The following is an 11707-nucleotide window of genomic DNA, read 5'->3' as shown; positions in this document are numbered from 1 at the left end:
ACACCGACCAGACCAGGATCGAGGGGGAGATCCAGCAGCTCGCCGCCGACCACCCCGTCACCGAGCTTTGGCAGGTGATCCGCGGCGAGGCGCCGGGCCGCACGGGCAAGCAGCAGATCACGCTGTTCGACGGCGTCGGCTTCGCCATCGAGGATTTCTCGGCGCTGCGCTGGCTGCGCGACCGCATCGCCTCGTCGACCCGCTTCCAGATGCTGGACATGATCGCCGATCCGGACGATCCCCGGGATCTCTACGGCATGCTGATGCGCGAGAAGCAGCGCATCGAGGTCGCGCCGTCCTGAGGGCCGGCCCCCGCTCCCCCCGCTCCGCAGGGGCCGGCACGGTCAGTCGATCAGCTTGCCGTCGGCGAAGAACGGGTACGGACCGTCGAACCCCTCGACGAAGGCGGTGTGGCTGACGAGGCCGGCGTCGTCCCGCCAGAGGTGGAGCTGGAAGCCCGGCGGCTCCAGCACGAAGGCCGAGGGCGCCGCCTCGCGCAGGTCGAGGGCCACCTGGTGGGCCACCGACGGGGCGGTCGAGGCGAGGGTGCCGGCCCAGCGCACCTGGATCGGCCGGTGCAGATGGCCGCACAGCACCCGCTCCACCTGGGGATGGCGGCGGATCACCGCGGCTTCCTCCGCCGCGCCGGCGAGGCCGATGCGGTCCATGTGGCCGATGCCGGTGGGGAAGGGCGGGTGGTGCTGGAAGACGATGGTGGGCCGGTCCGGCCGCTCGGCCAGCCGTGCGTCCAGCCAGGCCAGGCGGCCGGCGCACAGCTCGCCGCCGCCGGAACCCGGACGCATGGTGTCGAGCCCGACGAGGCGCACGGGCCAGTCCTCCACCGTGTACTGGAAGAAGGCATCGCCGCCGGACCGCCGCGCCAGGTCAGGGAAGGCGCGGGCGATGCCGGTGCGGGAATCGTGGTTGCCCGGCACCGCGTACAGGGGTGCGCGCAGGGGCTGCAGCAGTTCGAGCAGCAGGCCGTATTCGGCGTCCGTCCCGAAATCGACGAGGTCGCCGGTCAGCAGGACGAGGTCGGGCGCGGGGTCCAGCGCGTTCACCGCGGCGACGGCGCGGGCGAGGCAGGCCGCGGTGTCGACGCGGCGGTAGGCGAGGCGACCCGGCGCCTTGATGTGCGGGTCGGTGAGCTGGGCGATGAGCATGGAGGGATCGGGTCCGGCGACGGTCAGGCGGGAAGGGTGAGGAGGCGCGTCGGGTCGAGGCGCAGGGCGACCCGGTCGCCCTTGGCCAGGGCGGTGCGGCCGGCCGCGTCCACCGTCAGCGGCGTGCCGTCGTCGGCCTCGACGACGAGGCGGGTGCGGTCGCCGAGGAAGGCCGCCACCAGCACCCGCGCCTCGAGATGGCCGGCGTCCTCGGCCAGGACGACGTCCTCGGGGCGGACGAGGAGCTCGACGCGGCCGGCGGCGCCGGACCACGGCAGGCTGCCGCGGCCGATGCGGACCTGGCCGTCGCCGGCCTCGCCGGTCAGGCGGTTCATGGTGCCGACGAAGTCGGCGACGAAGGCGTCGGCCGGGCGGAAATAGATCTCGCGCGGCGTGCCGACCTGGGCGACCCGCCCCTTGGCCATCACCACGATGCGGTCGCCGAGCGCCATCGCCTCGGCCCGGTCGTGGGTGACGTAGACCGCGGTGATGCCGAGGCCGCGCAGCAGCCGGTCGATCTCCAGGCGCAGGCTGTCGCGCAGCTTGGCGTCGAGCGCCGTCAGCGGCTCGTCCAGCAGCAGCACGCGCGGGCGCACCACCAGGGCGCGGGCCAGCGCCACCCGCTGGCGCTGGCCGCCGGAGAGCTGGTCGATGCGCCGGCCCGCCAGCTCGCCGAGGTGCATGAGATCGAGCATCTCCTCCACCCGCAGCGCCCGCTCCGCCCGCGCCACGCGGCGCACCTTCAGGCCGTAGGCGACGTTCTCCGCCACGCTCATGTTGGGGAACAGGGCGTAGCTCTGGAACACCATGCCGACGTTGCGGCGCTCGATGGGCAGGGCGGTCACGTCCTCCGCGCCGAAGAACACGCGGCCCCCGGGGTCCGGCGCCTCCAGCCCGGCGATCAGGCGCAAGGTCGTCGTCTTGCCGCAGCCGGACGGCCCGAGGAAGACGACGGTCTCGCCGCCGGCGATGGCGAGGTCGAGCGGCTCCAGCGCCCGGGCGCCGCCGGGAAAGGTCTTGGCGCAGGCCTGCAGGCGGATGGGAACCGCGTCGAGGTGGAAGGTCTCGGTCATGGTCGGGGACCTCAGGGCTTCGGGCGCCCGCGCCGGGCCAGCAGCTGCAGCAGGACCAGGCAGGGGATGATCATCAGGAAGAAGACGAGCGTGTAGGCGCTGCCGACCTCGATGCGCAGCGAGGCGTAGGCGTCCGCCAGCCCCACCGGCAGGGTCTTGGTCAGCGGCGTGTGGAGGAGCCAGGTCAGGTTGAACTCCCCCACCGACAGGGTCAGCACCATCAGCGAGCCGGCCAGGATGCCGGACAGGCTGTTGGGCAGGACGACGCCGAAGAAGCGCTGGCGGAAGTTGGCGCCGAGGCTCGCCGCCCCTTCCTCCAAGGTCTTCAGGTCGATGGAGGTCATCACCGCCAGCACCGCGCGCACCATGAAGGGCAGGGTGAACAGCACATGGCCGACCAGGATGAAGAGCCAGCTCCGCCGGAAGTCGCCGGTGCCGCCGTAGGTGACGATCAGCGCCAGCGCCGTGGCGAGGCCGGGGACCGCCACCGGCATCACCAGCAGCTCCTCCGCCGCGCGGGCCAGCGGCCCCTGGCGGCGCGCCAGCGCGTAGGCCGCGGGCACCCCCAGCACCAGGGTGCAGGCGAGGCAGGCGAAGGCGATCCGCAGCGACAGGAAAATGGTGCCGGCGTAGGTCTGCCACACCTCGCCGAGCCAACGCAGGGTGAGCCCGCTCTTCAGGCCCACGAAATAGTTGGCGGTGACGCCGGCGAGCATGGACAGCACGACCGGCACCACCATCAGGGCGCAGATCGCGAGGGTGAAGGCGAGCTGCGCCCAGAACGCCCAGCCGCGGCGCTGCGTCATGGCCGTCACCCCGCCGCCGCCACGCTCGACCCGGCGTAGCTGCGCGCCAGCGCCAGCGCCGCCCAGGTGATGGCGCCGAGCACGAAGCTCAGCGCCGCCGCCGTGGCGATGTTCGCCTGCAGGGTGAACTCGGTGTAGATGATCATGGGCAGCACGTCGATGCGGGTGGCCAGCGTGAAGGCGGTGCCGAAGGCGCCCATGGCCGTGGCGAAGCAGATCGCCCCGGCCGACAGCAGCGCCGGCTTCAAGGCCGGCAGGACGACGTCCAGGAAGACCCGCCAGGGACGCGCCCCCAGCGAGCGCGCCGCCTCCTCCAGCCGCGGGTCGAGCGTCTCCGCCGCCGCCATCACCGTCAGGATAACCCGCGGGATGGAGAAGTAGACGTAGCCGAGGAACAGCCCGGCCATGGAGTAGGCGAACACCAGCTTGCCGCCGGACAACGCCTGGGTGAGGTCGCCGATCAGCCCCTGGCGCCCGGCCAGCATGATCACCATGAAGCCGATCACCACCCCGGGGAAGGCCAGCGGGAAGGTCAGCATGGCGACCACGAGCGCGTGCCCGGGAAAGCGGTGGCGCACCAGGAACCGGCCGGCGACGGTGGAGACCGCCAGGGTGACGGCGGTGACGCCCGCCGACAGCAGCACCGTGGCGACCAGCCCGTCGCGGTGCGCGGGATCGGTGAGGACCGTCGCGTAGGCCGCCCAGCCCTCCGCGCCGTTGCCGCCGATGACGAAGAGGCGGGCCAGCGGCACCAGGAAGAAGGCGGCGAACACCGCGGCGGCCGGGGCGATCAGCCCGGCCAGCAGCAGCGTGTCGGAGGCGCCGGGCGACCGTCCCCCGCGCTGCGGGGGACGGAGGCGGCGGGCCGGGAGCGCGCTCACCGCACCTCGGCCTGGTAGCGGGCCATGAAGCCCTTCTGGGCCTCGGCCATCTTCGCCAGGTCGACCGCCTTGACGCGGGCGTAGTCGGCGGCCGGCAGGAACTTGGCGGCCATGTCGGGGGACATGGCGTCGGCGCGCACCGGGCGCATGAAGGCGTCGGCCCACAGCGCCTGGCCCTTGTCGGACAGCACGTAGTCCAGGACCTTCCTGCCGTTGTCCGGGTTCGGCCCGTTCTTCACCAGGCTCATGACGTAGGGGACGGAGACCGAGCCCTCGGCCGGGATGACGAAGGCGGCCGGCGCCTTGTCGGTGTGCTTGGCGCGGTAGGCGTTGAAGTCGTAGTCGATGAGGATCGGGATCTCGCCCGACAGGACGCGGGCGTAGGAGGTCTGCTTGGGCACGATGGGCTGGTTCTTCTGGAGCGCCTGGAACCAGCCGATGGCCTTGCCGAAGTCGGCGTAGTCACCGCCCAGCGCCTGGTTGACCGCCACCGCGCCGACGTAGCCGACGGCGGCGCTGGTCGGGTCGAGGTAGCCAACCATGCCGGCGTAGTCCGGCTTCAGCAGGTCGGCCCAGGACCGCGGCACCGGCTTGCCGCCCAGCGCCGCGGTGTTGACGAAGAAGCCGAGCGTGCCGGAGTGGATGGTGAACCAGGCCCCGTCGGGGTCCTTCATGTCGGCCGGGATGTCGTCCCAGTTGGCCGGCTTGTAGGGGGCGACGACGCCGGCCGCCTTGGCCTGGATGCCGACCGGGCCGCCGAGATAGACGACGTCGGCCACCGGGTTGTCCTTCTCGGCGATCAGCGCCGACAGGGACTGGCCCGAGTTCTTGTTGTCGAACGGCACGGCGATGCCGAGGTCGTCCTTGATGGCCTTGAGCTGCGAGGCCCAGTCGGCCCATTCCGGCGGGCAGTTGTAGCAGATGGCCGTCGGCTGCGCGGCGGCCGGCGCCACGACACTGACGGTGGCGGCGACGGTGGCGGCGACCAGGGCGGCGGCGCCCAGGACGAACGGTTTCAACATGGCGGTCTCATCCTCCGGTGTGCGTGGGCTGGCGGGTGTGCGGCGCGGGGCCGAGGGATTCGCCCGCGCGGAGCGTGAAGGGCAGGGTGGTGCGCGTCGCGTGCGCCTCGCCGGCGAGCCGGGCGAGCAGGGTGGCGAAGGCGGTGCGGCCCATGGCCGCCGCCGGCTGCGCCAGGGTGGCGAGGCTGGGGGAAACCAGCGCGCCGACCTCGATTCCGTCGAAACCGGCGACCGACACCGCGTCCGGCACCGACAGGCCGAGGTCGCGCACGGCGCGGATGGTGGCGAGCGCCAGCAGGTCGTTGGAGCTGAACAGCGCGGTGGGGCGTCCGGCGCCCGTCATGTGCGGGGCGAGATGCTGGGCGAGCCGCGTGTCGGCGAAGTCGACCTCGATCAGCGGCCCGGCCGCCAGCCCGGCGGCCCGGAGCGCCGCCGCGTAGCCGGCGTGGCGGCGGCGCGAGCGGTCGGACTGGCGGAAGCGTCCCGCCACCATGCCGATGCGGCGGTGGCCCAGCGCGATCATGCGCTCCACCACGGCGCGGGCCGCGGCGACGTTGTCGACCGACACGAAGGGACGGCCGTCGCGCTCGGGCTCGTTGTAGACGAGCACGTAGGGCATCGCCGCCGCGTCGAGCGTGTCGAGCGCGGCGCTGCGGTCGGCGTCGGCGACGGTCAGCACCAGCCCGTCCACCTGGTTGGACAGCAGCCCGTCGATGGCCTGGGCCTCGCGCTCCGGGCTGTAGTCGGTGGAGGCGATCAGCACGTGGTAGCCGGCCTCGGCCGCCGCCTCCTGGATGCCGACGACGCTGCCGGCGAACACCGGGTTCGCCAGGGTCGGGATGAGCACGCCGACGGTCCGCGTGCGCGCCGCCTTCAGGCTGCGGCCGATGGTGTTGGGCCGGAAGTCCAGCTCGGCGATGGCCGAGCGCACCCGTTCCGCCGTCTCCGGGGCGGCGAGGCCGGAGCCGTTGAGGACGCGCGACACCGTCGCGATGGACACGCGCGCCCGCGCCGCCACGTCCCGGATGGTCGCCCCCTTGGCCATGCCACGCCCTTGCCGTCGATTGAACCCGGCGCAGGGTGCGGGGCGAGCGTTGCAGTCCCGTGACGTCCTGGAAACGTTTTCATGAACTTTGGAAACGTTTCCATCGGCGGTGGGGCGGTGATGGTCGGGCCGGACGCCGGACACGCCGGCGTCGGTGCGGATGCAGGGATCGGATCGAGAATTGACAGCATACTGTCGATATGGCGGTATACACCCATGACAACCGCTTCCGAACGTGTTTTCGCGCACCCCGCCAGCCGCCTCGCCCTTGAGGTCTTCCGGCTGAACGGTGCCCTCACCGCCGCGGGCGACACGTTGGTCGGGCCGCTCGGGCTGACCAGCGCGCGCTGGCAGGTCATGGGGGCCGTCGCGGAGGCCCGTGGAGGGCTGCCGGTCGCCGGCATCGCCCGCAACATGGGTCTCGTGCGCCAGTCCGTGCAGCGGATCGCCAACGAGCTCGAGGCCGAGGGGATCCTGCGTTTCGCGCCCAACCCGCACCACCGCCGCGCCAAGCTGGTTCAGCTCACGGCACGCGGCGACGCGCTCTTCGAGAGCGCAAGCGCGGTGTGGTTGGCCCTTGCCGATACGTTGGTGGCGGGCATCGCCCCGGCCGACATCGAGCAGGTCGCCGATCTGATGCGGTCCTTCCGCAACCGCCTGCGACCGCCACCGGACCAAGGAGGAACGCCATGACCCGGGCTCTGCACGCCGTCGCCGCCGCAACCGGCATGGTGACGGTCGCCGTCTTCTGGATCTCGACGGTCGCGGCCGAGGCGCTCGGCACCGAAGGCGCGGTGTTCGCCGTGAAGACCGCGATCCTCTGGGGTTTGCTCCTGCTGGTGCCGGCGCTGGCGATCACCGGAATGACGGGGTTCCGCATGGCCGGCGGTTCCGGTGCTCCACGCGTCGCCCGCAAGCGTCGCCGCATGCCGCTGATCGCGCTCAACGGGCTGCTGGTCCTCGTGCCCTGCGCCGTCTTTCTTCAGGCCCGTGCCGCGGTGGGCGTGCACGACGGCGCCTTCGCCGTCGTGCAGGCGATAGAGCTGTTGGCGGGAGCCGCGAACCTGACGCTCATGGCACTCAATCTGCGTGACGGACTCGCCCTGACGAGGCGCATCGCTGCGGGATGAGAGCCGCGACCGCCCGGGCGCCGACGTCCGTGCCGCCGCTCGGGCGACAGCGCCCGGGCGCAGGCCGCGTCCGGCAGGGTGGCCCCGGCGGGCCGGGGATCCGGCGCGTCAGGTGGCGCAGAGGCCGCCCCAGAAGACGGAGACGGTGTTGGCGGCGATCGCCAGGAAGAACAGCACGCTGCTCCACAGGCCCCAGATGGCCAGCACGCGCGTCCGCCCCTCGCCCGCGTCCATCACGCCGCCCGAGCGGTGCGCCTCCTCGCCGTGGGTGAGGCGCAGGCTGCGCAACGCGACCAGGAACGCCACGCCGGCGGCGACGAGCGCCACGAGGTTGACGGCGACGATCACGGGATCGGCCCAGGCCCAGCGGGCGACGTCGGCCCGGGCGCCGGTGCCGGTGAGGCAGGCCAGGCCGGCGATGCTGGAATTGACCAGGAGCTGCAGGGTCCAGGCCAGCGGCGCGCCGAACAGCGTGACGAACAGCAGCCACGGGCCGGCCTTGTGGCGCTCGGGTGCGGGATGGCCGATGTCGAACCGGGCACCGTGCTGGGCCATCGTCTCACCTCATCAGATAGGGCGTGACGTAGAAGGTGAAGAACACCGCCAGCCAGACGGCGTCGACGAAGTGCCAGTAGATGGCGCCGATCGAAACGGGGGCGTGGCGTTCGCGGTCGAACAGGCCCAACGCCGACCACACGGCCAGCGCCGCCAGGATCAGCAACCCGGCCACCACGTGCGCCACGTGGAAGCCGGTGACGGTGAAGTAGAGGGAGCCGTAGGAGCTGGTGGCGAGCGTGAAGGGCTTGTCCGCCCACTCCGTCCACTGCACCAGCACGAAGACGGCGCCCATCGCGACCCCCGCCGCCAGGCCGCCGGCGAGCTGCCAGCGCCTGCCCCGGCGCGCCCCGCGCTCGCCGAACCAGACGGCGACGCTGCTCAGCAGCAGCAGCACCGTGTTGGGGCCGGAGAGCCGGAACGACGGCGGGTCCGGCGGCAGCCAGTGGCGTCCCGCCTGGCCCGCCACGTAGTAGTAGCTGAACAGCAGGTTGGCGAAGAGGAACGCCTCCGTCGCGATCAGGGTCAGCATGCCCCACCAGCCGGACGCCCGCGTGCCGACGGACCCGACGGGCAGCCGGGCGATGGTGACGGTGCGGTCGGCCTCGCGGCGGGGGCCGGGACCGAGGTCGGACGGGGTCGCATCAACCATGGGCCGGCCTCGCGGTCTGTTCGAGGCTCCGCCTGGGCCACAGCCACGCCAGCAGGCACAGCAGGGTCGCCACGCCGCCGCCGGCCGCCCACCACCAGCCGTGCAGCAGCAGGCCGGCGAAGCCGACGGTCATGGCGAGGGTGGTGACGAAGGGCCAGGGGGTGTCCTCGGGCATCTTCAGGATCACGTCGGGCTCGGCGTCGAGCACCGACGTGGCGACGATCTCCTTGCCGTCGTCCAGCACCATGCCGCGCCAGGGCGAGGAGCGGCCGGTCCCCTCGTCGAGGCGCTCCTCCCACAGGGGGTGGCGGCTGGCGACCACGGGCACGACGGCGAAGTTGTAGGGCGGCGGCGGCGACGAGGTGGCCCATTCCAGGGTCGGCGCGTCCCACGGGTTGTCGCCGGCCGGCCGGCCGCGCTTCAGGCTGTGGACGACGTTGACGAACAGCAGGAGGATGCCGGCGGCCAGCACGAAGGCGCCGACGGACGTCAGCATGTTGACGGTGTTCCAGCCGAGGTCGCCGGGATAGGTGTAGACGCGCCGCGGCATGCCGAGCAGACCCGTCCAGTGCATGGGCAGGAAGGCCAGGTTGAAGCCGACGAGGGTGATCCAGAAGTTCCAGCGGCCGAGCCGCTCGCTCAGCATGCGGCCGGTGAACTTGGGGAACCAGAAATAGAGGCCGCCCAGCACGCCGAAGAGATTGATGCCGATCAGCACGTAGTGGAGATGGGCGACGACGAAATAGGTGTCGTGGAGCTGCAGGTCCGCCGGCACCGACGCGGTCATCACCCCCGAGACGCCGCCGATCACGAACATGGAGATGAAGGCGGCGAAGTAGAGGAAGGCCGTGGTGACCACCGGCCGCCCGTTCCAGATCGTCGCCACCCAGGCGAACACCGCCACCGCGCTGGGGATGGTGATGATGAAGGAGGCGCCGCTGAAGAAGGACAGGGAGAGGAAGGGGATGCCCGTCGCGAACATGTGGTGCACCCACACCCCGAACCCCAGGACCATGGTGGTGATGGTGCCCAGCACCACCAGCGTGTAGCCCACCAGCGGCCGGCGGCAGAACACCGGCAGCCCGTCCGACACCATGCCCATGGCCGGCAGCACGATGATGTAGACCCAGGGGTGGGCGAAGATCCAGAACAGGTGCTGCCACAGGAGCGGCCGCCCGCCGCCCGTGGTCTCGTAGAAATGGGTGCCGAACTGGCGGTCCATCCACAGGAGGAAGAAGGCGAGGCTGACCGAGGGCACCGCCGCCAGGATGCCGAAGGAGATGGTCGTCGTGCCCCAGACGATGATCGGCATGCGGTTGATCGACATGCCGGGCGCGCGGGTGCGCATCACCGTCACCACGAAGTTGGCCGCCCCCACCGTGGTGGAGATGTCGAGGAAGATCATGCCCAGCGCGTAGAAATCCATGTTCGGGCCGGGGTTGAACGCGCGCAGGGAGTAGGGGGCGTAGTTGAACCAGCCGTCGTTGGGCGCCGCGCCGATCAGGAAGCTGGAGTACATGAACAGGCCCGACGCCAGGTACACCCAGTAGGAGAAGGCGTTGAGCCGCGGGAACGCCATGTCGCGGGCGCCCAGCACCAGGGGGAAGAGATAGTTGCTGAAGCCCGACAGGACGGGCAGGGCGTAGAGGAAGATCATGGTGATGCCGTGCATCGAGAAGAGCTGGTCGTAGACCTCCGGCGGCACCACGGCGGTGTCCGGCCCGGCCAGCTGGATGCGCATGATCAGCGCCTCGACGCCGCCCGCCACCAGGAAGGCGAAGGCGGTGACGATGTAGCGCAGGCCGATCTCCTTGTGGTCGACGGTGGCGATCCAGCCGTAGAGGCCGGGCTTGGTTTCCCATGTCTTGTGGAGCTTGTCCGACAGCGCGCGGTTGACCACGTCGACCTTGGGCATCCGCTCGTATTTTGCGACGGCCACGGCGGGGTCCTCAGTTGAGTGTCAGCAGATAGCTGCGGATGGCGGTCAGCTCCGGCGGGGGGAGGTCGATGTTGGGCATCCGCGTCCCCGGCTTGACGACCCGCGGGTTGGCGATCCAGCCCGAGAGATAGCCGACGGTGTTGGGCAGCATGCCGGCGGCGATGGTGGTGCGGCTCATCAGATGGGTGAGGTCCGGCCCCATGGCGCCGCCGGCCGGCGTGCCGCGCACGGTGTGGCAGGCGCCGCAGCGCAGCACGAACTGCCGGCGTCCGGCGGTCAGCAGCGGCGTCCGCGGTTCCGGCGCGCTGCGCACCTGGCCGTCCCACCACGCCTGGAAGACCTCCGGCGGGTCGGCGAACAGGCGCAGGATCATGTGGGCGTGCTGCTTGCCGCAGTACTCCACGCACTGGCCGCGGTAGACGCCGGCTTGGTCGGCCTGCAGCCAGGTCTCGTTGGTCTGGCCCGGGATGAGGTCGGTCTTGCCGCCCAGCTTGGGCACCCAGAAGGAATGGATGACGTCGGCCGAGCGCAGCTTGAAGCGCACCGGCACGCCGACCGGTATGTGGATCTCGTTGGCGGTCTCGAAGACACGCGAGGCGTCCCGGCTGGTGTAGCGCACCTCCCACCACCACTGGTGGCCGGTGACCTCGATGGTCACCGTGGGCTCGGCCGGCGGCTCGTGGATGGCGGCCAGGGTGGACATGGTCCAGACGACCGAGGCCAGCAGGGCCACGGTGGTCAGCGCCAGGCCGATGTACATCCAGCGCAGGCCGGTCCGTCCGCCCGACCGTTCCACCGGCAGCGGCTCGCCCGGCACCACGCCGCGGCGCAGGCGGCGCCGGAACACGCCGGCCACGACGAGCGCGCTGATGATGGCGACGACGACGACGGACTGGACGATCAGTCCCCAGGTCAGGGCGGCGATCTCGTGGCCGCGGGGGCCGAACGTCTCCAGATAGCCCATGGGCGCGTCGGCGCGGGCGCCCCGGGACAGGAGGCCCAGGACCACTGCGGCGGCGGCGGCATGCCGCATCGGTTTCCGTGCGTTCACCATCGCGCGTACGGTGCCGGGATAGACCCCGGTGACCGGCACGTGCACCAGGGTCGCGGCGGACGCGGTCGGTGACCTCCGTTTCGGCATGGTTCCAGGCTCCGTCTCCCCTGCGTCCACGGCGTTCACAGCACCGGCGCCCCGTACTCCGCCAGAATGGTGATCCGGTCGAGTCCGCTGAAGCGGGTGCTGGTGTGGTTCTTCGCCGGCATCACCCACTCCGCGGGATTCCGGCTCAGCGTGGCGAGGTCCTCTGCGGCCGCCGGCACGGCGAGCGGGAGGAAGGCCTGGAGGACGGGCGTGCGGAAGCGATGGTGGCGCGCTGGGGGCATGACGGACGTCTTCCCGTTGGTCGTCGCAGGGCGGGGTTGCCGGGCGCATGGGGAGGTG

13 protein-coding genes and 1 pseudogene are annotated in these 11707 nt (G+C 71.7%); 3 read left to right on the top strand and 11 right to left on the bottom strand.

What is annotated here, in order from left to right:
* A pseudogene (locus ACSBPG_RS15225) lies at positions 1–302 on the top strand (ornithine cyclodeaminase); the annotation flags it as partial.
* 42 nt (positions 303–344) lie between these two features.
* Here ACSBPG_RS15225 and ACSBPG_RS15220 read toward each other — a convergent pair.
* Genes ACSBPG_RS15220 through ACSBPG_RS15195 form a run of 6 tightly spaced genes read right to left on the bottom strand, consistent with a single transcriptional unit; the run spans position 345 to position 5990 of the window.
* On the bottom strand, positions 345–1163 hold the full coding sequence (locus tag ACSBPG_RS15220; protein WP_435538029.1) for a phosphodiesterase: 819 nt from the start codon (positions 1161–1163) through the stop codon (positions 345–347).
* A 23-nt stretch (positions 1164–1186) separates the two neighbouring features.
* Positions 1187–2236, bottom strand: coding sequence for an ABC transporter ATP-binding protein (locus ACSBPG_RS15215; RefSeq protein WP_435538028.1), 1050 nt, complete (start codon positions 2234–2236; stop codon positions 1187–1189).
* A gap of 11 nt (positions 2237–2247) precedes the next feature.
* Positions 2248–3042, bottom strand: a complete 795-nt coding sequence (locus ACSBPG_RS15210) for an ABC transporter permease (protein WP_435538027.1) — start codon at positions 3040–3042, stop codon at positions 2248–2250.
* 5 nt (positions 3043–3047) lie between these two features.
* Entirely contained in the window at positions 3048–3923 is an 876-nt protein-coding gene (locus tag ACSBPG_RS15205; protein ID WP_435538026.1) for an ABC transporter permease, read from the bottom strand.
* The gene (locus ACSBPG_RS15200) at positions 3920–4945 is read right to left on the bottom strand and encodes an ABC transporter substrate-binding protein (protein WP_435538025.1); all 1026 of its coding nucleotides are present in this window, start codon (positions 4943–4945) and stop codon (positions 3920–3922) included. Before ACSBPG_RS15200 ends, ACSBPG_RS15205 begins: the two co-directional genes overlap by 4 nt.
* 7 nt (positions 4946–4952) lie before the next feature.
* Entirely contained in the window at positions 4953–5990 is a 1038-nt protein-coding gene (locus ACSBPG_RS15195) for a LacI family DNA-binding transcriptional regulator (protein ID WP_435538024.1), read from the bottom strand.
* Between the two features lie 81 nt (positions 5991–6071).
* Here ACSBPG_RS15195 and ACSBPG_RS15190 point away from each other — a divergent pair, with 81 nt between their 5' ends.
* Together ACSBPG_RS15190 and ACSBPG_RS15185 are read left to right on the top strand one after the other, a co-directional pair.
* On the top strand, positions 6072–6683 hold the full coding sequence (locus ACSBPG_RS15190) for a MarR family winged helix-turn-helix transcriptional regulator (protein ID WP_435538023.1): 612 nt from the start codon (positions 6072–6074) through the stop codon (positions 6681–6683).
* Positions 6680–7120 carry a hypothetical protein gene (locus ACSBPG_RS15185; protein WP_435538022.1) on the top strand — a complete coding sequence of 147 codons (441 nt, stop codon included), beginning with the start codon at positions 6680–6682 and terminating at the stop codon, positions 7118–7120. The genes ACSBPG_RS15190 and ACSBPG_RS15185 overlap by 4 nt, the downstream gene beginning before the upstream one ends.
* Positions 7121–7228: 108 nt before the next feature.
* Here ACSBPG_RS15185 and ACSBPG_RS15180 read toward each other — a convergent pair whose 3' ends face one another.
* From ACSBPG_RS15180 to ACSBPG_RS15160, 5 genes are read right to left on the bottom strand one after another with little or no spacing between them, the layout of a single operon-like run.
* The gene (locus ACSBPG_RS15180) at positions 7229–7675 is read right to left on the bottom strand and encodes a hypothetical protein (RefSeq protein WP_435538021.1); all 447 of its coding nucleotides are present in this window, start codon (positions 7673–7675) and stop codon (positions 7229–7231) included.
* 4 nt (positions 7676–7679) lie between these two features.
* The gene (locus tag ACSBPG_RS15175) at positions 7680–8327 is read right to left on the bottom strand and encodes a cytochrome c oxidase subunit 3 (protein ID WP_435538020.1); all 648 of its coding nucleotides are present in this window, start codon (positions 8325–8327) and stop codon (positions 7680–7682) included.
* Positions 8320–10266, bottom strand: a complete 1947-nt coding sequence (ctaD, locus tag ACSBPG_RS15170) for a cytochrome c oxidase subunit I (protein WP_435538019.1) — start codon at positions 10264–10266, stop codon at positions 8320–8322. The genes ACSBPG_RS15175 and ctaD overlap by 8 nt, the downstream gene beginning before the upstream one ends.
* 10 nt (positions 10267–10276) lie before the next feature.
* Positions 10277–11407: a cytochrome c oxidase subunit II gene (gene coxB, locus ACSBPG_RS15165; RefSeq protein WP_435538018.1), complete on the bottom strand. Its 1131-nt coding sequence runs from the start codon at positions 11405–11407 to the stop codon at positions 10277–10279.
* A 35-nt stretch (positions 11408–11442) separates the two neighbouring features.
* Positions 11443–11649 (bottom strand): hypothetical protein, encoded by a 207-nt coding sequence (locus ACSBPG_RS15160; protein WP_435538017.1) that lies wholly within the window; start codon positions 11647–11649, stop codon positions 11443–11445.
* Positions 11650–11707: the final 58 nt, after the last annotated feature.

It is taken from the genome of Azospirillum sp. ST 5-10, from assembly GCF_051225715.1.
Classification (GTDB): Bacteria; Pseudomonadota; Alphaproteobacteria; order Azospirillales; family Azospirillaceae; genus Azospirillum.
The sequence above is the reverse complement of the archived record's forward strand: the minus strand, read 5'-3'. Positions and strand labels throughout refer to the sequence as shown.